The organism is Roseovarius sp. JB2-10 (genome assembly GCF_055693585.1).
The window spans coordinates 2,428,482-2,453,652 of sequence record NZ_CM146337.1; the positions used below are offsets into that span (position 1 = coordinate 2,428,482).

General features: G+C 59.0%; 23 protein-coding genes. 19 read left to right on the forward strand and 4 right to left on the reverse strand.

Annotation, left to right across the window (positions count from 1 at the left end; genetic code table 11):
- The first annotated feature begins 225 nt into the window (after positions 1 to 225).
- The 9 genes from ftsW (at position 226) to ftsA (ending at position 8,619) form a co-directional block, all read left to right on the forward strand.
- Positions 226 to 1,392: a putative lipid II flippase FtsW gene (gene ftsW / locus ACZ1HJ_RS12220; RefSeq protein ID WP_472718939.1), complete on the forward strand. Its 1,167-nt coding sequence runs from the start codon at positions 226 to 228 to the stop codon at positions 1,390 to 1,392.
- A complete protein-coding gene (locus ACZ1HJ_RS12225; protein ID WP_472718940.1) occupies positions 1,389 to 2,510 on the forward strand; it encodes a UDP-N-acetylglucosamine--N-acetylmuramyl-(pentapeptide) pyrophosphoryl-undecaprenol N-acetylglucosamine transferase in 1,122 nt (373 codons plus the stop codon). The genes ftsW and ACZ1HJ_RS12225 overlap by 4 nt, the downstream gene beginning before the upstream one ends.
- Positions 2,507 to 3,913: a UDP-N-acetylmuramate--L-alanine ligase gene (gene murC / locus ACZ1HJ_RS12230; RefSeq protein ID WP_472718941.1), complete on the forward strand. Its 1,407-nt coding sequence runs from the start codon at positions 2,507 to 2,509 to the stop codon at positions 3,911 to 3,913. The genes ACZ1HJ_RS12225 and murC overlap by 4 nt, the downstream gene beginning before the upstream one ends.
- Complete coding sequence (locus tag ACZ1HJ_RS12235) at positions 3,910 to 4,161, forward strand: DUF2484 family protein (RefSeq protein ID WP_472718942.1); 252 nt, start codon at positions 3,910 to 3,912, stop codon at positions 4,159 to 4,161. The genes murC and ACZ1HJ_RS12235 overlap by 4 nt, the downstream gene beginning before the upstream one ends.
- A complete protein-coding gene (locus tag ACZ1HJ_RS12240; protein WP_472718943.1) occupies positions 4,158 to 4,421 on the forward strand; it encodes a DUF2484 family protein in 264 nt (87 codons plus the stop codon). The genes ACZ1HJ_RS12235 and ACZ1HJ_RS12240 overlap by 4 nt, the downstream gene beginning before the upstream one ends.
- Positions 4,422 to 4,501: 80 nt before the next feature.
- Entirely contained in the window at positions 4,502 to 5,431 is a 930-nt protein-coding gene (gene murB / locus ACZ1HJ_RS12245; RefSeq protein WP_472718944.1) for a UDP-N-acetylmuramate dehydrogenase, read from the forward strand.
- Between the two features lie 101 nt (positions 5,432 to 5,532).
- Positions 5,533 to 6,426 (forward strand): D-alanine--D-alanine ligase, encoded by an 894-nt coding sequence (locus ACZ1HJ_RS12250; protein WP_472718945.1) that lies wholly within the window; start codon positions 5,533 to 5,535, stop codon positions 6,424 to 6,426.
- Positions 6,414 to 7,292, forward strand: coding sequence for a cell division protein FtsQ/DivIB (locus ACZ1HJ_RS12255; protein ID WP_472718946.1), 879 nt, complete (start codon positions 6,414 to 6,416; stop codon positions 7,290 to 7,292). The genes ACZ1HJ_RS12250 and ACZ1HJ_RS12255 overlap by 13 nt, the downstream gene beginning before the upstream one ends.
- A complete protein-coding gene (ftsA, locus tag ACZ1HJ_RS12260) occupies positions 7,285 to 8,619 on the forward strand; it encodes a cell division protein FtsA (RefSeq protein WP_472718947.1) in 1,335 nt (444 codons plus the stop codon). Before ACZ1HJ_RS12255 ends, ftsA begins: the two co-directional genes overlap by 8 nt.
- On the opposite strand, the gene ACZ1HJ_RS12265 is transcribed toward ftsA, so the two are convergent.
- On the reverse strand, positions 8,620 to 9,435 hold the full coding sequence (locus ACZ1HJ_RS12265) for a choice-of-anchor E domain-containing protein (RefSeq protein WP_472718948.1): 816 nt from the start codon (positions 9,433 to 9,435) through the stop codon (positions 8,620 to 8,622).
- Positions 9,436 to 9,952: 517 nt separating this feature from the next.
- On the opposite strand from ACZ1HJ_RS12265, the gene ftsZ reads away from it, so the two are divergent.
- The 5 genes from ftsZ (at position 9,953) to ACZ1HJ_RS12290 (ending at position 15,921) form a co-directional block, all read left to right on the forward strand.
- Positions 9,953 to 11,587, forward strand: coding sequence for a cell division protein FtsZ (gene ftsZ, locus ACZ1HJ_RS12270; RefSeq protein ID WP_472718949.1), 1,635 nt, complete (start codon positions 9,953 to 9,955; stop codon positions 11,585 to 11,587).
- Between the two features lie 227 nt (positions 11,588 to 11,814).
- Positions 11,815 to 12,735 (forward strand): UDP-3-O-acyl-N-acetylglucosamine deacetylase, encoded by a 921-nt coding sequence (gene lpxC / locus ACZ1HJ_RS12275; RefSeq protein WP_472718950.1) that lies wholly within the window; start codon positions 11,815 to 11,817, stop codon positions 12,733 to 12,735.
- Positions 12,736 to 12,849: 114 nt separating this feature from the next.
- The gene (locus ACZ1HJ_RS12280) at positions 12,850 to 13,698 is read left to right on the forward strand and encodes an outer membrane protein assembly factor BamD (protein ID WP_472718951.1); all 849 of its coding nucleotides are present in this window, start codon (positions 12,850 to 12,852) and stop codon (positions 13,696 to 13,698) included.
- A 44-nt stretch (positions 13,699 to 13,742) separates the two neighbouring features.
- Positions 13,743 to 15,389, forward strand: a complete 1,647-nt coding sequence (gene recN, locus ACZ1HJ_RS12285; protein ID WP_472718952.1) for a DNA repair protein RecN — start codon at positions 13,743 to 13,745, stop codon at positions 15,387 to 15,389.
- 166 nt (positions 15,390 to 15,555) lie between these two features.
- The gene (locus ACZ1HJ_RS12290) at positions 15,556 to 15,921 is read left to right on the forward strand and encodes a hypothetical protein (RefSeq protein WP_472718953.1); all 366 of its coding nucleotides are present in this window, start codon (positions 15,556 to 15,558) and stop codon (positions 15,919 to 15,921) included.
- Between the two features lie 58 nt (positions 15,922 to 15,979).
- On the opposite strand, the gene ACZ1HJ_RS12295 is transcribed toward ACZ1HJ_RS12290, so the two are convergent.
- Positions 15,980 to 17,356: an FAD-binding oxidoreductase gene (locus tag ACZ1HJ_RS12295; protein ID WP_472718954.1), complete on the reverse strand. Its 1,377-nt coding sequence runs from the start codon at positions 17,354 to 17,356 to the stop codon at positions 15,980 to 15,982.
- Positions 17,357 to 17,446: 90 nt separating this feature from the next.
- On the opposite strand from ACZ1HJ_RS12295, the gene ACZ1HJ_RS12300 reads away from it, so the two are divergent.
- The 4 genes from ACZ1HJ_RS12300 to ACZ1HJ_RS12315 all read left to right on the forward strand — a co-directional run bounded on the left by ACZ1HJ_RS12300 (position 17,447) and on the right by ACZ1HJ_RS12315 (position 22,270).
- Positions 17,447 to 19,135: a chloride channel protein gene (locus ACZ1HJ_RS12300; RefSeq protein ID WP_472718955.1), complete on the forward strand. Its 1,689-nt coding sequence runs from the start codon at positions 17,447 to 17,449 to the stop codon at positions 19,133 to 19,135.
- A gap of 134 nt (positions 19,136 to 19,269) precedes the next feature.
- Entirely contained in the window at positions 19,270 to 21,057 is a 1,788-nt protein-coding gene (locus ACZ1HJ_RS12305; protein WP_472718956.1) for a caspase family protein, read from the forward strand.
- Positions 21,045 to 21,410, forward strand: a complete 366-nt coding sequence (locus ACZ1HJ_RS12310) for a hypothetical protein (protein ID WP_472718957.1) — start codon at positions 21,045 to 21,047, stop codon at positions 21,408 to 21,410. The genes ACZ1HJ_RS12305 and ACZ1HJ_RS12310 overlap by 13 nt, the downstream gene beginning before the upstream one ends.
- Positions 21,407 to 22,270 (forward strand): alpha/beta hydrolase, encoded by an 864-nt coding sequence (locus ACZ1HJ_RS12315; RefSeq protein WP_472718958.1) that lies wholly within the window; start codon positions 21,407 to 21,409, stop codon positions 22,268 to 22,270. The genes ACZ1HJ_RS12310 and ACZ1HJ_RS12315 overlap by 4 nt, the downstream gene beginning before the upstream one ends.
- A gap of 19 nt (positions 22,271 to 22,289) precedes the next feature.
- Here the strand turns inward: ACZ1HJ_RS12315 and ACZ1HJ_RS12320 are convergent, their stop codons facing one another.
- Complete coding sequence (locus ACZ1HJ_RS12320; protein WP_472718959.1) at positions 22,290 to 22,631, reverse strand: DUF427 domain-containing protein; 342 nt, start codon at positions 22,629 to 22,631, stop codon at positions 22,290 to 22,292.
- Between the two features lie 62 nt (positions 22,632 to 22,693).
- Positions 22,694 to 24,496 carry an aminopeptidase P family protein gene (locus ACZ1HJ_RS12325; RefSeq protein WP_472718960.1) on the reverse strand — a complete coding sequence of 601 codons (1,803 nt, stop codon included), beginning with the start codon at positions 24,494 to 24,496 and terminating at the stop codon, positions 22,694 to 22,696.
- 154 nt (positions 24,497 to 24,650) lie between these two features.
- Between ACZ1HJ_RS12325 and ACZ1HJ_RS12330 the strand changes: the two genes are divergently transcribed.
- Positions 24,651 to 25,154: a hypothetical protein gene (locus ACZ1HJ_RS12330; protein ID WP_472718961.1), complete on the forward strand. Its 504-nt coding sequence runs from the start codon at positions 24,651 to 24,653 to the stop codon at positions 25,152 to 25,154.
- The last annotated feature ends 17 nt before the right edge of the window (positions 25,155 to 25,171 follow it).

Sequence of the window (25,171 nt, forward strand, 5' to 3'; positions counted from 1 at the left end):
CGGAAGGATATCGTCAAGTTCTCCATCCATTTTGAGCATCTGATCGGGCCTGCACCCTCACCTCGTTCAAGCGGAAATCGCGCATTTAGTAATCGGCAAGAAAACGCCCGCTAAATAAGGGGCAAAATGCCATCAGAACCCTTCCCACAAAGGCTCCTAGCTGTTAGTATAGCTTCAACGACCCCGCAAACGGGGCGGCGAATGAGGCAGTTTGGCGGTTAGCAGATGACAGAGATGGTGTATGGCGCGGTCCCGGTGCGGGACGGAGAGCCCATTTTGCCGAAATGGTGGCGCACGATCGACAAGTGGTCGGTGTCGTGCATCCTGATGCTGTTTGGCATTGGCATCCTCTTGGGGCTTGCAGCCTCGCCGCCGCTGGCAGAGCGCAATAATTTCCAGCCTTTCCACTATGTGCAGCGGCAGGCATTTTTCGGATGTCTTGCGCTGCTGGCAATGATGTTGACCTCCATGATGACCCCGCAGCTGGTGCGGCGGTTGGCTGTACTTGGCTTCGTTGTGGCGTTTATCGCACTGTTATTCCTGCCATTTTTTGGCACTGACTTTGGCAAAGGTGCGATGCGATGGTATTCGCTTGGCTTCGCCAGCATCCAGCCATCCGAATTTCTCAAGCCCGGATTTGTGGTTGTTGCCGCATGGATGATGGCCGCCGGACAAGAGATCAATGGCCCGCCGGGCCTGCGCCTGTCGTTCCTTTTGGCGATCGTGATCGTGACGCTTTTGGCGCTGCAGCCGGATTTCGGGCAGGCCTGTCTGGTGCTCTTTTCGTGGGGTGTGATGTATTTTGTAGCCGGCGCGCCAATCCTGCTGCTGATGATCATGGCGGGGCTTGTGGTGCTGGCGGGCAGCTTTGCCTATTCCAATTCCGAGCACTTTGCGCGGCGCATTGATGGGTTCCTGAGCCCGGATGTTGATCCCAACACGCAGCTTGGATTTGCCACAAACGCCATCCGCGAGGGTGGGTTTTTCGGCGTTGGTGTCGGCGAAGGTGAGGTGAAATGGTCATTGCCCGATGCGCACACCGATTTCATTATCGCGGTCGCGGCCGAGGAGTATGGTTTGGTTCTGGTGCTCTGCATCATCGCGCTTTACGCCGCAATTGTGCTCAGGTCGCTGACGCGGCTGATGCGTGAACGTGACCCCTTTATCCGTCTGGCAGGGACGGGCCTGATTGCCGTGTTCGGCGTACAGGCGATGATCAATATGGGCGTCGCGGTGCGGCTCTTGCCGGCCAAAGGCATGACATTGCCCTTCGTCAGCTACGGTGGGTCGTCACTGATCGCGATGGGGATCGCGATGGGCATGCTCTTTGCATTCACGCGCAGTCGACCCCAGGGCGAAATAGGGGACATTTTGAAAGGCCGGGTCAGATGAACGCCGACGCGCCCTTGCTGGTCATTGCCGCCGGAGGGACCGGCGGGCACATGTTCCCGGCTCAGGCTTTGGCCGAGGTGATGTTGCGCCGGGGCTGGCGGGTCAAACTCTCGACCGATGAGCGCGGCGCGCGCTACACCAGCGGGTTTCCCCATTCCGTCGAGATCGAACAGATTGCCAGTGCCACGTTTGCCCGCGGCGGCATCGCCGCCAAACTGGTGGCCCCGTTTCGCATTCTCAGCGGCATCGTCAGCGCGGGCATGCGCATGATGTCCGACAGCCCGGCGGTTGTTGTGGGTTTTGGTGGATATCCCACCATTCCGGCCCTGTCAGCGGCCCGTCTCTTGCGCAAACCCACGATGATCCATGAACAAAACGGTGTTCTGGGTCGTGTGAACAGTTTTTTCAGTGCGCGGGTCGATCGGGTCGCGTGCGGCACATGGCCCACAAGACTGCCCGATGGCGTGGAGGGGGCGCATGTTGGTAACCCGGTGCGCGGCGCCGTCTGGGACCGGGCCAATGCGCCCTATATCAGTCCGGGCGATTACCCGATGTCGATCCTTGTGATCGGGGGCAGTCAGGGCGCACGAATTTTGTCGGATGTCGTGCCGCCCGCCATTGCGGCATTGCCGATGGAGGTGTTGCGCAACATCCGCGTCAGCCATCAGGCGCGTGACGAGGATGCGGAGCGTGTGGCGCAGTTTTACGCTGATCACGACATTGATGCCGATGTGCAGCCGTTTTTCCGAGACGTCCCGCGCCGCATGAGCGAGGCGCAATTGGTCATCAGCCGATCCGGCGCCTCATCCGTTGCGGATATTGCGATGATCGGACGCCCCTCGATCCTTGTTCCCTATGCGGCGGCCACCGGCGATCACCAGTCGGCAAATGCGCGCGGGTTGGTCGAAGCGGGTGCCGCCATCCTGATCCCGGAACGGCGGCTTGAGGTCGAGACATTGGCGCGTCAGATCTCAACCGTGATTGAAAATCCGGAAGGGGCGTCCAAAATGGCCCGCGCGGCATTTTCCTGCGCCATGCCCGACGCGCCGCAAAGCTTGGCGGATATGGTTGAAGAATTGGCCGGCAGAGAACTGGCAGAAGCGAGGACAGGCACATGAATGCGGCAACCAAACTTCCCGGCGACGTTGGCCCGATCCACTTTGTGGGTATTGGCGGCATCGGCATGTCAGGCATTGCCGAAGTGCTTTTGAACCATGGTTACACGGTGCAGGGGTCGGATCTGAAACGCTCGAAAATCACCGATCGGCTTGAAAAGGCAGGTGCTGCGATTTTTGAGGGTCAACGGGCTGAAAACCTCGAAAACGCCGAGGTCGTGGTGATTTCATCTGCGATCAAACCCGGGAACCCGGAGCTGGATGAAGCCCGTGCCCGGGGGCTGCCGGTCGTGCGGCGCGCCGAGATGCTGGCCGAATTGATGCGTCTGAAATCCAACGTTGCGGTGGCCGGTACGCATGGCAAGACCACCACCACCACGATGGTTGCGGCGCTGCTGGACCACGGACAGTTTGATCCGACGGTTGTGAATGGCGGCATCATTCATGCTTACGATCCCAACGCCCGCGTTGGCGATGGCGAATGGATGGTGGTCGAGGCGGATGAAAGCGACGGCACGTTTAACCGGTTGCCCGCGACCATCGCGATTGTCACCAATATCGACCCCGAGCATATGGAGCATTGGGGCACCGAAGAAGCACTGCACCAAGGGTTTCTCGATTTTGTATCGAATATTCCGTTTTACGGGTTGGCCGTGTGTTGCACCGACGATCCGGATGTGCAGACCCTTGTGGGCAAGATCACCGACCGCCGTGTTGTGACCTACGGTTTCAATGCGCAGGCGGATGTGCGGGTGGTCAATGTCAGCTACGACAAGGGTGTCGCGCATTTTGACATCGTGTTGCAGGCCGAGGGCATGCTGATCGAAGGATGTACTTTGCCCATGCCGGGCGATCACAACATCTCGAACGCGCTCAGCGCCGTGGCCGTGGCCCGTCATCTGGGTATGAAACGCGATGAAATCCGCGAAGCTCTGGCAAGCTTCGGCGGCGTTAACCGGCGGTTTACCCGTGTCGGCGACGTTGGGGGCGTGACGATTATTGACGATTATGGCCATCACCCTGTGGAAATTGCCGCCGTGCTCAAGGCCGCCCGTCAGGCGACCGACGGGCGCGTGATTGCTGTCCATCAACCACATCGCTACACGCGGCTCAGCCATCATTTCGAAGATTTTTGTGCCTGCTTCAACGAAGCAGACGTGGTTGCCATCGCTGATGTGTTCTCGGCGGGCGAAGACCCGATCGAGGGCGCCAGCCGCGATGATCTGGTGGCGGGGCTCATCCGTCATGGCCACCGTCATGCCCGCGCGCTTCAGGATGAAAATGACCTTGAACGGTTGGTGCGCGAACAAGCCAAATCCGGGGATCTGGTGGTCTGTCTTGGGGCCGGTACGATCAGTGCCTGGGCCAATGCCTTGCCTGCGCGGCTCATGAAAGGGGCGGCATGACGCTTTTGGTGCTCTCCTGCCTTTGGGTTTTGGCCGCGACCATCGTGGCGTTTTTGCCGATGCGGCGCCAATATATTCCCGGCATCATCTTGTTGCTGGCAGCCCCCGTTCTGATCTATCTGATCGGTCGTGATTTATCCGTCTGGGCGGGGATTGCCGCAGGGTTAGCTTTCATCTCCATGTTCCGGAATCCATTGCGCTATTTTGCAAAGCGCGCTATGGGCCAGAAGGTGGAGGTGCCAAAATGAGTTTATCGCTGATTCTTGCTTGTGTCTGGGCGTTGGTCGCCAATGTTTTGGCGATGATCCCGTCAAGCGACAACCTCTGGCGCCGGGCCTATTTCCTGATCGCTTTCGGCGTGCCGATCGTGGGCTTTGTGACCTATGAAAACGGACCGTGGATCGGCCTTTTTGTCCTTGCCGCAGGCATGAGCATGCTGCGCTGGCCGGTCATTTATCTGGGCCGGTGGTTGAAATCCCTTTTTGTAAGTGGCGGTGCTGACGCGTAAGCGTGTCGTTTCGACCTCAATCAGTTCGAAGAATTCTGCGGGTCTTTACCTCGGGGATGTGACAGGGCAAAAGCCGGTCCATGACGCTTGAAATGCCCGATACACGTGGAAAATTGACCCCAAACCGGCCGCTGAATGACCTGACGTGGTTGCGGGTTGGCGGACCTGCGGATTGGCTGTTCCAACCGGCGGATGCTGACGATCTGGCTGACTTCCTGACTAACCTTGCGCCGGAGGTTTCGGTCTTTCCCATGGGGGTGGGCAGCAACCTGATTGTGCGTGATGGTGGTATGCGTGCGGTCGTGATCCGGCTGGGGCGCGGCTTCAACCAGATCTCGGTCGAGGGTAACCGCGTCACCGCAGGGGCGGCCGCACTTGATGCCCACGTCGCGCGCAAGGCCGCGGATGCGGGGGTGGATTTGACCTTTCTGCGTACGATTCCAGGCGCAATTGGTGGGGCGGTTCGGATGAATGCGGGCTGCTATGGCAGCTACACCGCGGATCACTTCATCGAGGCGCAAGCCATCACACGGGCAGGGGAGCGGGTAACGCTGACCGCTGACGATCTGAATTTCCAATATCGCCAGACTGATCTGCCCGAAGGTTGGGTGGTTACGCATGTGACGTTCGAAGGGCGCGCAGCAGACCCGGGTGAATTGCACGCCCGCATGGAGGCGCAACTCAAAAAGCGCGATGAAACACAACCCACCAAAGACCGCACAGCGGGCAGCACGTTCCGCAATCCGGCGGGTTTCAGCTCGACCGGGCGCGAGGATGATGTGCACGATCTCAAGGCGTGGAAAGTCATCGACGACGCCGGAATGCGCGGCGCCACAAGGGGCGGCGCGCAGATGAGCCCCAAGCATTCCAATTTCCTTGTGAACACCGGTGATGCAACCGCCGCCGATCTGGAAGGATTGGGCGAAGAAGTACGAAAAAAGGTTTTCCAAACCAGTGGAATAGAGTTACATTGGGAAATCATGAGGGTCGGCGAAACGGCCCCGGATTAAGTCAGTAGGCAGTTAACAATAACAAGGGCCAAAAGCGGCCTGACATATTGAGGCACAAGGTGGTTCGTTCGAGCAGGACAACCCCGAAAGTGGCGGTGATCATGGGTGGCCCCTCGGCTGAGCGCGAGGTGTCACTGTCATCCGGACGCGAATGCGCGGTCGCTTTGCGGGAAGCAGGGTTTGAGGTGGTTGAGCTTGATGCCGGCCACGATCTTGCTGTGCAGCTTGCGGATGTTTCCCCAGATGTTGTGTTCAACGCGCTCCACGGTCGGTGGGGGGAAGATGGCTGTGTGCAGGGCATTCTGGAATGGCTGCGCATCCCCTATACGCATTCCGGCGTTTTGGCCTCGGCGTTGGCGATGGATAAGGAAAAGACCAAGGAGGTTTACCGCGCCGCCGGTTTGCCCGTGGTCGACAGCGTTCTGGCCGACAAGGCCGATGTGTCCACACGCCATGTGATGACGCCGCCCTATGTGGTCAAACCTTACAACGAAGGCTCCTCTGTGGGTGTTTACATCGTCAACGAGGCTGCGAACGCGCCGCCGCAATTGGCCGATGACATGCCGCAGACCGTGATGGTCGAAGCCTTTGCGCCCGGGCGTGAGCTGACAACAACCGTGATGGGGGGCAATGACGGTGACCCCGGCGCGTTGACGGTCACGGATATCATCACCGACGGATGGTATGACTATCACGCTAAATATGCCGAAGGTGGGTCGCGCCACGAAGTGCCTGCAGCGATCCCGTCTGAGATTTTTGATGCCTGCATGGATTTTGCCCTGCGCGCCCATCAGGTGCTGGGCTGTCGTGGGGTCAGTCGCACGGATTACCGGTGGGACGAAACGCGCGGCCTTGACGGTCTGATCCTGCTGGAAACCAACACGCAACCCGGGATGACGCCGACGTCACTCAGCCCGGAACAGGCACAAAAGGTTGGGATCTCTTTTCCCGATATGTGCCGCTGGATGGTGGAGGACGCGTCATGCGACCGATGAGCCCTCGCAATGACCCGGCCCCGTCGCGGTGGTCCTATCGCTATCAGCGTCTGATGCTGACGCCGTTGTTCCGGCAGGTTTTGCGGGTTGGGATTCCGTTTGGCCTGACATTTGGTCTGGCCTCGGCCTACCTGGCGGACGAAGAACGCCGCGAGCAATTGATCCTGACTTACACGGAACTTCGTCAGGACATTGAAACGCGCCCGGAATTCATGGTCAACCTGCTGGCGGTCGAAGGCGCGACCACCGCCGTCTCTACCGAAATCCACGAAATCTTCCCGATCGAGTTCCCAATCAGTTCATTTGATCTGGATCTCACAGAAATACAAAGCCTGATCAAAGCGTTACCGGCTGTTGCTGATGTCAGCGTCCGCATCCGGCAGGGCGGTGTGCTTGTGGCCGACGTGACCGAACGTCAGCCCGCCGCGCTCTGGCGTAGCCACGAGGGTCTGGCCGTGGTGGACCGCGAAGGCGTGCGCATCGCCGAGGTCGACAGCCGTGTGGCGCATGCGGATTTGCCCGTTGTGGCCGGTGAGGGCGCGGACGCCGCCATTCCAGAAGCGCTGAGAATTCTGGCCGCTGCTGCTCCGCTTGAGGGCCGGGTGCGCGGCCTTGTGCGCATGGGCGAGCGGCGATGGGATCTGGTGCTGGACCGCGATCAGCGCATTTTGCTGCCCGAAGACGGGGCGGTGCGCGCGGTTGAGCGCGTGATCGTGTTGGGTGACGTCCAGGACATGTTGGAGCGCGATCTGGTGGCCGTTGATATGCGGTTGGCCGCACGACCGACCATCAGAATGAACGCGAGAGCCGTCGAAGAATGGTGGCGCGTCAAAGGATTTACGGCAGGGGAACCGAGTGATGATTGAGCTTTACGAAACGCAACGGGCCATGCGCAACATGCGCAAAGCGGCGATGCAGCGCGGCGTTGTGGCGATTTTGGACGTGGGCAGCTCGAAGATTGCGTGTCTGGTGTTGCGCTTTGACGGTACAGACCGATTGGCCGAGGCCGAGGGGATCGGCGCCATGGCGGGGCAGGCCGGGTTCCGGGTCATCGGCGCGGCCACCACCCGATCTCGCGGCGTTCGCTACGGCGAGATTGAGGCGATGCAGGAGACTGAGCGCGCCATCCGGACCGCACTTCAGGCGGCACAGAAAATGGCCAATATCCGCGTCGATCACGTGATCGCCTGTTTTTCTGGTGCGCAGCCACGATCGTACGGGCTGGCCGGTTCGATCGAGCTGGAAGGCGAGAATGTGAATGAGCAGGATGTGAGCCGCGTGCTCAGCGCCTGTGATGTGCCCGACTACGGCGAGGGGCGTGAGGTTTTGCATGCCCAACCCGTTAATTTCGCGCTGGATCATCGGTCCGGCCTGATAGATCCGCGGGGACAGCTGGGTCAGGTGCTCTCGACGGATATGCATATGCTGACCGTGGACGAGATTGCAGTTCAAAATCTGGCGCATTGTGTGAAGCGCTGTGATCTGGAACTGGCCGGTCTGGCGAACTCGGCCTATGTGGCCGGGATCGCGTCGTTGGTTGAGGACGAACAGGAGCTGGGTGCCGCCTGTATTGATCTGGGCGGCGGTAGCGCAGGCGTCTCGATCTTCATGAAAAAGCACATGATTTACGCCGACAGCGTGCGGATGGGCGGCGATCACGTGACCGGCGATATTTCAATGGGCCTGCAGGTGCCCAAGGCCACGGCCGAGCGGATCAAGACCTTTTACGGTGGGGTCGTTGCCACCGGCATGGATGACCGTGAGATGATCGAAATCGGCGGTGACACGGGCGATTACGAACATGACCGCCGCACGGTCAGCCGCGCGGAATTGATCGGCATCATGCGGCCGCGTGTCGAAGAAATTCTGGAAGAAGTGCGCGCACGCTTGGACGCGGCAGGCTTTGAACACTTGCCCAGCCAACAGATCGTCCTTACCGGTGGCGGCAGCCAGATACCGGGCCTTGACGGTCTGGCCAGCAAAATTCTGGGGCAACAGGTGCGCCTGGGGCGTCCGCTGCGGGTGCACGGCCTGCCACAGGCCGCGACCGGGCCCGGGTTTGCCAGCGCCGTCGGCATGTGCCTTTTTGCGGCCAATCCGCAAGACGAATGGTGGGATTTCGAAATCCCGGTCGACCGTTATCCCGCGCGTTCGCTGAAACGCGCGGTCAAGTGGTTTAAAGATAACTGGTGATCAGCGGCGCCGCCGCAGCACGCCCATCATCGCTATCGCACCCATCATCAAAGGCAGGCCCGCAGGAAGCGGGATGACATTTGGCGGCACGACCGTGCCATCGTCATAGGTATATTTGACCGCGATTTTGTATTCCGCGCCGTAGAACCCGCGCAACCGGGCGCTACACCCGGTCAAAATGGTGAGGGTGCTGGGCCGGCACGTCAGGTTGGGATCGATCTCCGGCAGGAAAAACGGTGTGATCTCAAACGTGCCCAAGCCGGAAAACGCTTGCAGATCGCCGGGGCTCGTAAACGCGTCTCGTGCTGAAAAATTCTGGATGCCAAAAAAGGACGTGCTGGTTTGCGACGTCGACATGCTGGTGCTTCTTTTGAACGAGATTTCGTCCGTGCTCCCAACGTTCAGAAAAATGCCATAGGTGACCGAGTAATCCGAAGACAAGCTGACTTGCCTGCAACTGGGATCGCGAAGCCCTGTATCCCCGCAGCTCAGATTTAACCTGTCGATCCGCCCGAACGCGATGCCGAAATAATCGATATCGACCGACAGCAGCTTGCCAAGGCTTGGATCGAATTTCTGAACCTGAAAACTAGGCGCCAGGTCAAAGACACCCTGGCTTGCGCCAAAATTGACGATCGAGCCAGTTAACGGAATGCGAGGCGAAAGGGTTCTTGTGTATTGGTTGTTCTTCTCGCCTTCCAGGAATGGCAGGCCCAAACTGACAGGAACAGCGTGGGCCGCACCTGTCGAGAGCATCAAAGTGAAGGCGAGTATTGCCAACCGCGTTGACACAATAAACTTGCGTGTTTTGAGCATTTTCAAATGTCCCCCAAAATATAGTTTTTGATCCAAAATGGACCGGAAACACAAATTTCAACAAAGTCTAATGGGTTAAAACTAGCATGTTTTGGCATGCCGTGTGGTGGTTTTTTGAGGCGAATTTGGGGTTCAGATCGCCGCGCCGATTCGGAGAAACGCATTTTGGCGCGCCAAATAAGAATCAGGTGACGTTAAGTATTTGTTGTGATACACTTTTCCTTAAGGCCCAAAGAGGCCGACACGAAGGATGAGCAGACATCCTTACATCTGATGGTTGAATGAATACGCCCTGCGCGTGTTCTTTGTGGTAGCGAGTACTTGTGTGTACCAAATCGAAATCCGCGATATCTTGCCGATTTGGCGAAATAACGCGTTGAAACTCAATGAACTAACCACATTTTGTGTCCAAAGGGTGGTTTTTTGATGACTGAAACGTTAACGACGGGTAATGATACCCCTCATTAAGCGGAACATCAGCCTGCGCGGGCAGGCCTAACAGCAGGCGGAACAAAAAATGACATTGAACCTGACAATGCCAGGACATGAAGAACTAAAACCCAGGATTACCGTTTTTGGTGTCGGCGGCGCAGGTGGCAACGCCGTGAATAACATGATCGAGAAACAGCTCGATGGTGTGGAGTTCGTGGTTGCCAACACCGATGCGCAAGCGCTGAGCCAGAGCAACGCAGACAGCCGGGTGCAACTGGGCGTGAAAGTCACCGAAGGTCTCGGCGCAGGGGCCCGCGCCAGCGTTGGTGCCGCGGCGGCCGAGGAAAGCATCGAACAGATCGTAGATCATCTGGCGGGCGCGCACATGTGCTTCATCACCGCTGGTATGGGCGGCGGCACCGGAACGGGTGCAGCACCGATCATTGCACAAGCTGCACGTGAGCTTGGCGTCCTGACCGTTGGCGTCGTGACCAAGCCCTTCCAGTTCGAAGGCGCCAAGCGCATGAGCCAGGCCGAAGAAGGCGTTGAAAGCCTTCAGAAAATGGTCGACACGCTGATTATCATTCCAAACCAGAACCTGTTCCGTCTGGCGAATGAGAAAACCACCTTTACCGAAGCCTTCTCGATGGCAGATGACGTTCTCTACCAAGGCGTCAAAGGTGTGACCGACCTGATGGTTCGTCCTGGCCTGATCAATCTCGACTTCGCCGATGTCCGCGCGGTGATGGATGAGATGGGCAAAGCCATGATGGGTACAGGCGAAGATAGCGGCGAAGATCGTGCGATCCAGGCCGCAGAAAAGGCCATTGCCAACCCGCTTCTGGACGAAATCAGCCTGCGCGGCGCGAAAGGCGTCCTGATCAACATCACAGGCGGACACGACCTGACCTTGTTCGAGCTGGACGAAGCCGCCAACCGGATCCGCGAAGAAGTCGACAGCGATGCCAACATCATCGTCGGCTCGACGCTGGACACTGGCATGGAAGGCTCCATGCGCGTGAGCGTGGTCGCTACAGGCATCGATGCGACCGAAGTTGTGTCGGACATTCCCGTCCCACGCCGATCACTGGCCGAGCCGCTGAAACCGGTTGCCGAAATCGAGCAAAGCGACGCCGCACCTGAAGAAGTGGCCGCTGTCGCGGTCGCGCGCAGCGAAGTCGAAGAACCCTCTTTGTTCAATGAGATGGATGCGCGGCGCGCCTCCGCGGAAGAACAACGCGAACCGGTCTTCACTCGGTCAGCCGAGGCGCGTGCGACATATCAAGACGATGACGTGCCGCCACCCGCGTATACGCCACGCGTAGAAGAATTCGATCCTGTCGCCAGCGAAGAGCGCGGCACCATGGAAGAATTCGTGGCCCCACGGGCGCCATCTGCGGGCACACCGACACCAGATGCGATGGCACGCCTGCAAGCGGCCGTGGCGAAAGTGCCGGCAAGCGGTTTCCAGCGCCCTCCAGAGCGTCAGGCGGCACCCGAGGAAGCAACCGGCGCTGAGCGTCCACGCTTCGGTATCAACACGTTGATCAACCGCATGACGGGCCATTCGGGAGAGGCGGAAGCGCATGCAGCACCTCGCCCCGCACGGCAGCAACCGTCCATGCAAGCGCCGCAGGCGCAGCGTGCACCGGTTGAAAGCCACGACGAGGAAGACGAGCAAATCGAAATTCCGGCCTTCCTGCGGCGTCAAGCCAACTGATTGACGGTCACATAAAACTGACCCATTGGGCTGCCTTCGGGCGGCCCTTTTCGTTTAGTTACAGAGGGTTAGGTGGCGCAAAAACGGACTCGGCGGATTACCGCCAACGCGCCGATACGCCATGTTTCAGACCGTTGCAAAGTTTGAGTTGAGCATTTGCAGGTGCAGCATTATTCACAAATCCCAAGACAGCGGACCACTCTCCGCGTGGGGACTTGAGGCACGATTTGCAGAATACGATTAAATCACGACTATCCTTTGACGGGGTTGGCCTGCATTCGGGCGCGGCAGCGCGCCTGACCGTATTGCCTGCGCCCGCGTCGCAGGGCGTGGTTTTCCGGCGGGTCGATGTCACCGAATACAACAATGAAATCCCGGCGCAATGGGACCATGTGCGCCAGTCGCCGCTGTGCACACGTCTGGTGAATGACCAGGGCGTGTCCGTCGCGACCGTCGAACACATCATGGCCGCGCTTGTTGGCTGTGGCATTCACAATGCCATCGTCGAGGTGGATGGCCCGGAAGTCCCGATTTTGGATGGCAGTTCCGCCGCCTTTGTGCGCGGCATCCTGGCCACGGGCATTGAGCGTCTCAGCGCGCCTGTGCGGGCGTTGCGAATTCTCAAGCCGGTCGAAGTACGCAAAGGGCAGGCATGGGCGCGGCTCAGCACTCATGAGACACTCCTCATTGAATTCAACATCGAATTCGAAGATGCGGCGATTGGTGAGCAGAAGAAAACGCTGAACATGTCCAACGGCAGTTTCGTGCGCGAATTGTCCAACAGCCGTACATTCTGTCGTAAGGCGGATGTCGATCAGATGCGCGCCAATGGGCTGGCTCTAGGCGGCACGCTGGAAAACGCGGTGGTTGTCGACGGCGACAATGTGCTCAGCCCGGGTGGCTTGCGGTACAGTGATGAGGCCGTGCGCCACAAGATGCTGGATGCACTGGGCGATCTGGGCCTGGCGGGCATGCCGATCCTGGGCCATTACCAAGGGTTCCGCGCCGGCCATTCATTGACCAACGATCTGCTGGTCGCCCTTTTCGCGGACAAGACCGCTTTTGAAGTGGTCGAATGTGATCCGGACATGGCTGCCAAACTGCCGGGTGCGGGCGTGCATTGGGGCGAAATTCCCGACGTTGCTTAACCCGTCACGGCGAATTGTGCCAAAGGCGTTTTGCCCCGCAAAATTCTGTGCTAGGACCGTATGCAAGAGTGGGGTACATACTCCTGTAAGGCGCAACTAGGGTGGGTTTTTCTGATGACAGTCCGTAAGTTCCGGGCACACTGGATTAGCGCGTTGGCGATTGCGATTGCCGTTGCTGGATGCAGCGACAGGGGCAAGGTTGAACGCGGCGACGTTGATTTCGAAAACTTCACAGCGAAGCAGATTTTCGAACGGGCGGAATACGATCTGGCGCGTAAGGATGCGGAACTGGCGGCGAAGCATTTCGCTGAGGTTGAGCGGCTCTATCCCTATTCCGAATGGGCCAAGCGTGCCGTGATCATGCAGGCCTTCGCCTATCATCAGGACAAGGACTATGAAAACAGCCGGTCCGCCGCACAGCGTTTCATTGATTTCTACCCGACCGACGAAGATGCCGCTTACGCGCAATATCTTCTGGCGCTGAGCTATTATGACCAGATCGACGAAGTCGGCCGCGACCAGGGGCTGACCTTTCAGGCGCTGCAGTCGCTGCGCGAAGTGATCGAGCGGTACCCTGACAGCGAATATGCCAGCTCGTCAGTTCTGAAATTCGATCTGGCGTTTGATCATCTGGCGGCCAAAGAAATGGAAATTGGCCGTTATTACCTGCGCCGGGACCATTTTGGCGCGGCGATCAATCGATTCCGTGTTGTGGTCGAGGATTTTCAGACCACCACGCATACCGCCGAAGCGTTGCACCGTTTGGTGGAGGCCTATGTGTCATTGGGTCTGGTGAATGAAGCCCAGACAGCGGGCGCCATTTTGGGACATAACTTCAAATCAACCGATTGGTATGAGGACAGTTACAAACTGCTGACCGGTCGCGGGCTGGAGTTGGAGGCCGCTGGTGACAGTTGGCTGCGCCAGATTTACCGCCAGATGATCCAAGGCAGGTGGCTGTGATCAAAGAGGCGTGCGTGTAACCACGTATCGGGCAGGTGGGGCCAATGCTGCGCACACTTGATATCCGCGACATGCTGATCATTGATCGGTTGGAAATGGACTTCCAATCAGGTCTGAATGTGCTGACCGGTGAAACCGGGGCGGGGAAATCCATCCTTCTGGATTCGTTGGGGTTTGTCCTGGGCTGGCGTGGTCGTGCCGAATTGGTACGTGCGGGCGCGGATCAGGGTGAAGTGCAGGCGGTTTTTGACCTACCGGCGGATCACCCGGCCCGTGCGATTTTGCGCGACGCGGGACTGCCGGAGAACGATGAGCTTATCTTGCGCCGCATCAATATGGTTGATGGCCGTAAAACCGCTTGGGTTAATGACCGGCGGTGCTCGGGCGAGGTGTTGCGCCGCTTGTCTGAGACCCTGGTGGAATTGCACGGGCAGCACGATGATCGGGGTCTTCTGGATCCGAAAGGGCATCGGGCGTTGCTGGATGAATTTGGCCAGTTGGATGCGGCACGCGGTAAAATCGGGGCGGCATGGCGCAAGGTGGCTGAGCGGCGCAACGCCTTGCAGGCGGCTGAGGCCGCGCTTGCCGAGGTGCGGGCTGAAGAGGAGTTTCTGCGTCACACGGTGGCGGAACTTGACGCATTGGACCCGCAGCCGGAAGAAGAAGCCGAGCTGGATACACGTCGGCGCATGATGCAGGGCGCAGAGCGGATCCGCGAAGATATTGGCAAGGCCGCACAGGCATTGGGGGCCGAAGGCGCGGAAGGGCGCGCAAGTGACGCCCTGCGCTGGCTGGAGGATGTGGCGGACAAGGCGGAAGGGCAGTTGGATGCACCGATTGCCGCATTGGGACGTGCCATGGTGGAGCTTGATGAAGCATCCGTGGGTGTCACACGATGTCTCGAAACCTTATCCTTTGATCCCTTGGAATTAGAACAAGCCGAGGAAAGGTTGTTTGCGATCAGGGCCTTGGCCCGCAAACATGACGTGGCGCCCGATGATTTGAGTGCCTTGGCCGACACGCTCAGAGGTAAGTTGACCACGTTGGATCAGGGCGATGCGGATATCCACTCTCTGACGCAGGAATTGACCAAGGCGCAGGCTGATTATGACAAGTCCGCACGGTCATTGAGTGCCGCGCGGAAAAAGGCGGCCAAGCGTCTGGACAAGGCGGTAATGGCCGAACTTGCCCCGTTGAAAATGGATCGCGCGGTGTTCATCACCGATATATCGGAAACGGATCCGGGCCCGTCGGGCGTGGATGAGGTGACATTCACCGTGGCCACCAATCCGGGTGCGCCATCGGGACCTCTGGCGCGGATCGCATCAGGCGGCGAGCTGAGCCGGTTCCTCTTGGCCCTCAAAGTCTGTTTGACCGATGCCAGCGGCATGACCCTCATCTTTGATGAAATTGACCGCGGGGTCGGTGGGGCCACGGCTGATGCGGTCGGGCGGCGGTTGTCACAGATATCGCAAGCGGGGCAGGTGTTAGTGGTCACCCATTCGCCTCAGGTTGCGGCCTTTGCCGCGCATCACTGGCGCGTTGAAAAGCGCGTCAGTCAGAATCAGACGCTCTCAACCGTGGTGGCACTCGCGGAAAACGATCGTATCGATGAGATTGCCCGGATGTTGTCAGGTGACACAATTACCCCCGAGGCCCGCAGCGCGGCTCAGGCTCTCTTGGCTACTTAAATAATTGAAAATACGTAAATAAACAGCATTTCAGCTTGCATTTGACCGCGGCAATTTTGCTCCATTCCTGCCACATTTCGGACGCATTTACAGCAAACTTGCCTTGAATTTGTCTCAATTCGTGGTATCGCAAGGGTAGTAGTGAGTAAAACTGTGTGGGGTTATTATGCTTTTTCAAAGCAAAAATGCGGCTGTCTATACACGCGCCGCGATTTCATTTCTTTTCGTAGCTGTGTTCACCCTTTGGGTCTCCGATGCGCACGCGAGCGTTAGCGGTGGCAATTCCGGTGGCACGGGTGGTGGTACATCTGGCGGCACGTCCGGCGGAGGAACATCCGGTGGCGGCACGTCTGGCGGCGGTACTTCTGGCGGTGGCGATGTGGGGGACCACAGCGGCCGCGAGGATGACCGTTCTGGCCGTCAGAACCGGGGCGAGGTCACCAAGTCGCGCACCAACTCCGTTGACGTCCCGCTCGGGTATGTGGTGTCAGACGATATCTGCACCGGCGGCAAATTTGAGAAGTGCTACTAATCTAGCACTTCCAAAGACTTGGCTGGAAAAGCTCAGGCGGTACTTCTGTGCCTGTCCGCTAGTTTTGCGGCGGCACCAGCTTGCCTGGATTCATGATGTTGTCGGGGTCCAGCGCTTTCTTGATGGCGCCCATAACGCCCCATCCGCCACCATGTTCGCGTGCCATGTAAGGTAGTTTGCCCATGCCCACGCCATGCTCGCCGGTGGCCGTACCGCCAAAGGTCAGCGCCCGTTCGACCATCCGTTCCGATGCGGCCTTGACCGCTTTGACCTGCGCGGAATCCGTTTCGTCAAACATTAGGGATGTGTGGAAATTTCCGTCGCCTACATGGCCCACTATCGGCCCTTCAATGCCCGCCTCTGCCAGATCAACGCGGGTTTCTTCGATCACCTGAGCCAGGTTCGAGATGGGTACACAGATATCCGTCACCATCACGCTGGATGACGGATATGCGGCTTTGAGCGCGTAGTAAGCGTTGTGCCGCATGGCCCACAGGGCGGTACGGTCTTCGGATTTGGTGGCCCAGTCAAAACCCGAGCCGCCATGGGTTTCCGCGATTGCGCCAAAGGTTTCCGATTGTTCGGCCACGCCGCTGTCGGACCCGTGAAAATCCAGTAGAAGATGCGGCGCTTCGCTCAGGTTGCTGCCCGCATAGGCGTTCACAGCCTTGACCGTGGTCACATCGACCAGTTCGATCCGGGCCATCGGAATGCCCATCTGAATGGTGTCGATCACCGCGGCCACAGCGTTTTCAACGCTCGGAAAGGCACAAACGGCGCTGGCAACGGCTTCGGGCTGCCCTTGCAGGCGCAATGTGAGCTCCGTGATCAGGCCCAATGTCCCCTCTGAGCCCACCATCAACCCGGTCAGATCGTAGCCAGAGGAGGTTTTGCGGGCACGGCTGCCGGTGCGGATGATCTCACCTGATGCGGTGACCACCTCCAGCGCCAGCACGTTTTGGCGCATCGTGCCGTAGCGCACGGCCGTCGTGCCGCTGGCGCGTGTGGCAGCCATCCCGCCCAAGGTGGCATTGGCGCCGGGATCGACCGGGAAAAAGAGGCCCGTCGCACGCAAATCTTCGTTGAGAGCTTCCCGCGTGACCCCGGGTTGCACGGCGACATCCATATCTGCTTGCCGGACCTCAAGGATGCGGTTCATCCGACTGAAATCAACGCATATCCCGCCGCGCGGTGCCTGCGCCTGTCCCTCCAGCGAGGTGCCCACACCCCAGCCGATGACGGGAATGCGGTGCCGGGCACAGACCTTGACGATGTCCGACACTTCCTGCGTGTTCTCCGGATAAACCACCGCGTCCGGCGGCATCAGTGGGAAATGGGTTTCACTCTGTCCATGCTGGTCCAGATCGGACTTGGAGCAGGAGACGCGTTGGCCTAGACTTGTGGATAACTCGGAAATGACGGCCTTAATGCCCATAGGCGCTTCTCTTCTTCTGATTGCCGGGTCATTCTAAGCGAGATGCCGTTCCGGGGAAAGTGGATCGGCATGGCAGGAAAGTACGTGTAAGTGTCTGAACCGGAATCTTCGAGCTGGGCGGAAACGCGGCGCACCATCGCCGCTTCCATTCGCAAGGCCTGGAGCGTGTTGCGCACCCATGGGCCAAGCCAGTTCCAGTTCTGGGTCATTGCGCTGATTGTGGGGATTGCGGCAGGCTTTGCCACTCTCCTCTTTCGCAAGGGCATCCATGCGCTGCAATATCTGGCCTATGGCGCCGAAGATATGGCTCATATCCACTCCCACATCGCGCAATTGCCATGGTTTCTTGTGCTGACCGTGCCGATCATCGGCGGGCTAATTGTGGGGCAAATCCTGCATCACTTTACGCCCGACGGTCGGGTCAGATCCGTGGCGGATGTGATCGAAGGTGCGGCCCTGCATGAGGGACGTGTCGAAAAACGGGCGGGCATCGCCTCGGCCTTTGCCTCGCTGATCACGTTGGGTACGGGGGGATCGACGGGGCGTGAGGGTCCGGTCGTCCATATGGCGGGGGTGATTTCAAGCTGGGTCAGTAACCGGATCAACGCCAATGGGATCACTGGTCGCGATCTGTTGGGCTGTGCGGTGGCCGCGGCCGTTTCTGCTTCGTTCAATGCCCCGATTGCGGGGGCACTTTTTGCGCTCGAGGTCGTTTTGCGCCATTTCGCCGTCCATGCCTTTGCGCCCATTGTGATCGCAAGCGTTGCGGGTACGGTGATCAGCCGTTTGGAGTTTGGCGACATCACCGAGTTCACCCTCGCGCAATCGGGTGTGCTGGAATTTTACGTGGAACTGCCCGCCTTCCTGATCCTTGGCCTCTTGTGCGGATTGGTGGCGACGGCGCTGATGCAATCGATCTTTTTCGCCGAAGATTTCGCCAATCGCTGGCAGGAACGGATCAATCTGCCGCGCTATCTGCGCCCGGCTGTATCCGGTGCCCTGCTTGGGGCACTGGCAATCTGGTTTCCGCATATCATCGGTGTTGGATATGAAACGACAACCGCCGCGCTCAGCGGTGAGTTGTTGTTGCACGAAGCAGTGGTGTTTGCGGTGCTCAAGGTGATGGCGGTTGCGATCACCTTTGGCGGGCGCATGGGGGGCGGGGTGTTTTCGCCGTCTTTGATGGTCGGGGCGCTGACCGGTCTTGCCTTCGGCCTGATCGCCACCTCACTCTTTCCCGATGTGTCCGGCTCGCACACGCTTTATGCGCTGGCGGGAATGGGCGCGGTATCAGCCGCCGTTTTGGGCGCGCCCATATCGACGACGCTGATCGTTTTTGAACTGACCGGCGATTGGCAGACAGGGATTGCCGTGATGGTCGCGGTGTCGATGTCAACGGCACTGGGGTCAAAACTGGTGCGGCGCTCGTTCTTCCTGACACAACTTGATCGCCGCAACATCCGGCTGGCGGCGGGCCCTCAGGCCTATCTCCTGACGACCTTCCGGGTGGCCAAACTGATGCGTGCGCCGGATCATCCGCGCGCCGCTCCGGAGCACGCGTGCTGGGACCTGATCGAAGACGGGATTTATGTGGATGGCAACGCAACGCTGGATGCGGCTATGGCCATTTTTGATCGCTCAGATGCTCGTTTTATCCCGGTTGTGACCTTGGGAGGCGAAGATCAGCCGCCCGAACTCTGGGGCGCGTTGTTTCATGTCGATGCGCTCAAGGCCTACAATTCTGCGTTGGCGGCGGTCTCTGAAGAAGAGCACAGCTGACGCACGCGCGCCGATGATTGCGCCCAACAGAAGACGTCGCAGGCGATGACCACCCGCTGCCAAAAATCCTCTTCAAACTTGCCTGATCGATGATCTTGGGTAAACTTAAAGTCGATTTTAAGAAGGGCATTTCAATGAATAGTCGTGCGGCGGTCGTTATTGGCGTCAACAAAGGGGGCGGGTTAACACCCCTGGTGTCCGCCGCAAAAACAGCTCAGGAAATTGGACAATGGCTGGCAAATGGCGATCCCGCCTATGACGTCGCATTGCTCACAGATGCGGGGTTGACGCTTGCAGGCGATCCCCAAGATCCCAAACCGGTGACGATAGATGCGGTCGAAGATGCGGTTCATTCCTTTGTTACCGTCCCGCCGCGTTATGATCTGCTGCTGATCTACTATTGCGGCCACGGGCTTTACACCAAGGGCCATGATGTCTGGCTGTTGAACAAGGCCCCGCGGCGATCGCGTGAGGTTATCAGCGTCAACGCGTCGGTTGATCTGGCGCAGGATAGCGGCATTGAAACCGTGGTCTTTGTCTCGGATGCGTGCCGGGATACGTCGGACAAGCTGTCGTTGAACCGTCTGGATCCGGGCGGTGTGTTCCCGAATGATCCGGCATTGCCCGCATCGTCCAGCAAGGTTGATCTGATCCGGGCGACGATCAAAGGGGCAAAGGCCTATGAGGTGCCGAAAGGATCGAACAAAACGCCCCTGTTGTCCGAGGCGCTGCGCAATACGTTTCGCACCCCTCCGCCGGGACTGGTGCGCAACATCACCACGCCGGGCGGTGCCTATGATGTGGTGCCTAACCGAAAGCTCGAGGATTGTCTGCAGAATGCGGTCTACGACGCGATTGATGCCGCGGACGAAGATGTAAATCAGTTTGTTTATGTCAACGTGCCTTCCTCCGACGACACGTTCATCGCCGCGATTGATCCGCAACAACCGGTGGCAATGGCCGCGGAGAAACCGGCGATGTCTTCGCCGCCCAAGGCGTCTGCACCAAAGGCCGCGGCGCCAAAACTGTTGGCGGGCCAGCCGGAGGATGCGGACAAGCTGTCCCTGATCAAAGGCATCGGGCCCATGCTTGAAAAGAAACTGAACTCACTTGGTATCCACTTTTTCGCGCAGATCGCGGACTGGAGCGAAGAGGAAATCGAGTGGATCGAGCCGAATTTGGGCGGCTTCATCGGGCGGATTACGCGCGATCAATGGGTGGCGCAGGCCCGTGATCTGGCCGATGACGAAGATGCATTGAAAATCGATGCGATGGTTGCGATGAGCCCGCCATCGGATGAGTTTGATGCCGACGCTGTAGATGAGCTTTTGTCGCACGATTTCGGATTGGAATCGTTCCAGCCCGAAGCCCCACCGCCGCCCACACCGCGAAACCCGGCGGCTGAGGCCAATGCGGAGACGCACCGTATCCTGCGCGCGGGTGAGCTTGGGCCCTATATGGTGCATGATTTCCGGTGGCAAAAACCGCTGACCCTGCCAAGCCACTTTGAATCGACCTGCGGGCTGAGCATCAATGGCGCGCGTGTGGACCGTATTGAATCCGGCAGTAATGACTGTTTTGTGGAGCTTCCGACCCCCGGTGATGGCGGCGATGAGGCGGCGTTGATCCGGGTCTGGGATGCCGATCCGTGCACGCAGGTTGCCGTGGTGCTGGAGGACGGGCGTTCGATGTTGCTGGGCGCGCTGAACGGGTATCTGGGACACGCTGTTGTGGATCATGTCGGGATCAACAAACTGTCCTACATCCCGTCTGACAATACCGACAGATGGACCGACTACGAAGACAAACGCGACATGCTGGAGCAATTGCGCGGGGCGGCCACGGTTGCCATGCAGGGGGGCAGCTCAAGGCCGGATCAAGCGAGGATGCGGATACTCTCGGCAACACGTTGCAAGACCTGAAGGCGCTTGACCCCATCCTGAGCCTGCTATCCGCCTGGAGCTATTCCGAGGCGACATATCTGAGCAAGATCCATGATGTTCTGGGCACCCTTCGAAACGAATTGGGCGCGGATCTATTCGATCTTCGCATGCTGTCCTATCGCAGACTGCCCCCGGAAGACACCTTGCCGCCCCTGGTGCCAAGCTGTCCGATCCTGACCCAAGGCTGGCACATTCTTGGCAGTCGCGGGATCACGCTACCCAAGCGTTTGGAGCGGGGAAAACGGCATCTGACGGACGCGCTTTACACGACATTTGAACCCGAATTTGCAGACACACTTATTGGATATTTGAGAGAGGAGAAGGCCAAATGAAAGTATTGATGGTCCATGGGCGCGCACAGGGCGGACGCGATCCGGAGGAAATGGCGCAGGAATGGAAAGACACATTGGCAGAAGGGTTGACGGCGGCGGGCCTTCAAATGCCGTCTGATGTGGAGCTTGTGTTTCCGTTTTATGGCGATGTGCTGGACGAAGAAGTCAAACGTATGTCCGAGCCGCAGGCGGGTGGTGCCAACGCGATGGGCGACGGGGATGACAACGAATACGAAGAATTCATGCGTCAGGCCATGGAAGAGGTGAACGAGGTCGAAAACCTGCCGGAAGCGGAAATCAGGGCGGAAATGGCCGAAGGTGCCGGTGCGATGGGCCCGCAGAACTGGGAATGGGTCCAGGCCATCGTCAAGGTGATTGATCGCCGCTGGACAGGGTTTTCCTCCTTCACGATCGAGGTTTTTTTGCGCGATGTGTTTTTGTATCTCAACAGCCGGCGGATGCGGCGCAAGATCAATGCCGTGGTTGAAGAAAAGATCACGGATGAGCCGACAATTGTCGTCTCGCACTCTCTGGGCACGGTGGTCTGCTACAACATCTTCAAAGACCGGGACCCGGGTAACATCAAAGGATTTCTGACGCTTGGCTCCCCTCTGGGCATCAAGGCAGTCAGCGGAAAACTGGGAAGACCCAAGCATCCAGCACCCTTGCGCGAATGGTACAATGCTTATGACGAGCGTGACGTGGTGGCACTAAATCCGCTGGATGATCGGCATTTCCCCACATCGCCTGTGATTTTCAACAACAACAAGGTCAGGAATGACAGCGACAACCGTCATTCGATTTCGGGGTATCTGGATGACCCGGCCATTGTGAAGAAGATGATCGAAATGATGTCCTGAAACGCCGCTGCCGGTGGGGTCAGATTTGCTCCACCGCCACGGCTTCACTTTGATAAAACGCCAGATGGCCTTTGATGCGTGCGACATCTTCCAAAGGGTTTTCATAGCTCCAAGCGGCGTTTTCCAGCGTCTGGCTCTTGGTGATGATTGAAAAATAGCTGGCGCTGCCCTTGTGCGGGCAGGTGGTGCTGTGATCGGTGGCATCCAGAAAGGCCATGGCGATGTCTTCGCGCGGGAAGTAGATCACCGCAGGATAGTCGCCTTCGCTTAGCTCCAGAGCGTTCTTGCTTTCGGCCAGAACAGCCCCGCCTGCACGTACCGTCCAGACACCGTCGGCCTTGCGTATCCTGATAGTTGCCATGGCTGTTTTCTCCCCATTGATCGCTCTTCGCATCCTGTTGGATGCAACCGTACACCAGAACTCTACAAAGGGGCAGTCGCCTGATCCAGCCAATTTGCCGCAGCATCCGTGAGGCGCGGGCGGATTTTTTCGCGGCAAGTTGCGTGGTAGTGATCGAGCCAGTCCCGTTCCGCCGTGCTCAGCATACCAACATCGATCAGGCGGCGGTCAATCGGCACCCAGTTCAGCGTCTCAAAACACAATTTGCCCGTCTGATCCCCGCCCAAAATCGGCTGCGCCTCGGTGACCACCACAAGGTTTTCGATGCGGATGCCAAACGCCCCCTCGCGGTAATATCCCGGCTCGTTTGAAACGATCATGCCGAGCTTGAAGGGCACGTGGCTGACCCGTGACAATCGCTGCGGGCCTTCGTGCACACACAAATGAACGCCCACGCCGTGACCGGTTCCGTGGTTGTAATCCTGATCCGCGAGCCAGAGCGGATAGCGCGCTATCGCATCCAGATCCCGCCCGGCCAGCCCCGCAGGCCAGCGCAAACGGCTGATCGCAATCATCCCCTGCAACACGCGGGTAAAGGCCGTTCGCTCATCCACGCCCACGTCACCGATGGGCAGGGTGCGGGTGATATCCGTGGTGCCGTCCAGATATTGCCCGCCGCCGTCCAGCACCAGTAAATCGCCGTTTTCGAGTGTTCGGTTGGTGCCGGTTGTGACGCGGTAATGGGCCAGCGCGCCGTGGGGGCCAGAACCTGCAATTGTATCAAAGCTGATGTCCAGAAGCTCACCCGTTGCGGCGCGACAGGCCTCGAGCTTGGTGACCACATCGATTTCCGTGATCGACCCCGGCGCTTGCGCTTCGAACCAGGTCAGGAATTCGCACAAAGCGGCGCCGTCGCGCAAATGCGCCTCTCTCGTGCCTGCGATTTCGGCGTCATGTTTGCATGCCTTGGGCAAAATCGGGGGTTCATCGCCCCATTCATGCGCGACGCCCGCTTCCTGAAGCTGCTGCATGACCCAAACCGGAACCCAGCCTTTGTCCAGTCTCACGGGGCCCGTGAGGCTGCGCAGGGCCGGGCCAAAGGCGTTGAGCGGCCGGGTCAGGACGTCGTCGCCCAGATGCGCTCGCACGGTGTCATCCAGCTTGGCCTCATCCACAAAGAAGGTGAGATTGCCAGTGTCATGCAAAATGGCAAACCCATGCGCAACAGGGTTTCTGGGAATGTCACGCCCCCGAATATTAAGCGTCCAGGCGATGGAATCGGGCAAGGTAATCACCGCTGCCCTATGCCCGGAGTTGCGCAGATCATCTGCCATCGCGTTGCGCTTTTCCGCGTGGTCGCGACCGGCAAGATGCACCGGATAAGGCGTGATCTGACCTTGCGGCGCGGCGGGTTGATCGGGCCAGATACGGTCAATCAGGTTATCCATCGGGCGCAGCGTGATGTCGCTGCCCGCCAGGCCTTTCTCGAGTGTTTCGATCTGCTCCACCGTATAAAGCCAGGGATCAAACCCAACGATCCCGCCCGCCGGCAAGTTCTGGCGCAGCCACGCGGCAGGCTTGGTTTCTGGCCAGTCCACAGGTGTGAAATGCGCGGTATCGACCTGCACCTTGACCTGCACGCGATATCGCCCATCCACAAAGACCCCGGCTATCTCGGGCAGTGCGATGCAAAACCCCGCCGAGCCTGTGAATCCGGTCAACCACGCCAGCCGCGCGTCGCGATCGGCCACATATTCCCCCTGATGCGCGTCGGCGCGAGGCACCAGAAAACCCTGCACACCCTCGGCCTGCATGGCATCGCGCAGTGCTGCCAATCGGGCAGGGCCTGCGTCGGGACTGGCGGTGTCTTCGAAGGATTGAAACATGGTCGGTCTCCGCTTGCATTCTGGTCTATTACTTGCCCAGTCTTGTGGAAATGACCAGCGTTGCCTTTGCCCGTCGCGGGTTTATCTGCGGATCAATTTGCGGCGAAAGCAGATTGCGGTAGGATCAGGCAGGAACAGCCAGTGAGGGTTTGTCATGAAATTTCGAAGCTTGGCTCTTATGGTGATGGCAGGCGTTGTTTCGGCCTGTGTCAGCTCGCAACCCAAAATCACCGCGCCGTTGGGTGCGCAACCCATCCTCGGGGGCGGCACCTACACGTCTGGCGGTGGCATTACGGTCGCGGCGGATCTGCGCAACAATGCGGGGATGACGATGGTGTGCGGTGTCTGGGCCATCGGCAAACAATCGGCGCTGACCAGCCTGGCTGAATTTCCAGTGCTGGAGTCGGGCTCGGTCTATATCGGGCGGGAACGCATTGTCAGTGGCCTCAGATTTATGCGCCGGGTCGATCCCGCACCAAGCTATGGCGGGCAGGAGGCACACTGCCGCGTCACTAACCGTCCCTGGCGTGGTGAGGCCGCGGCGAAACAGGCGCAGCTCTTCTTTCCGCGACAGGTGGTTGCCGACGAAACCCAAGGCTTTCTGGGTGGCTTCCTGGTCTGGTTCGAGCCCACAGGCCCCGGCGCGGGCGAGGGGTGAGGCCAGCCCACCGCGGC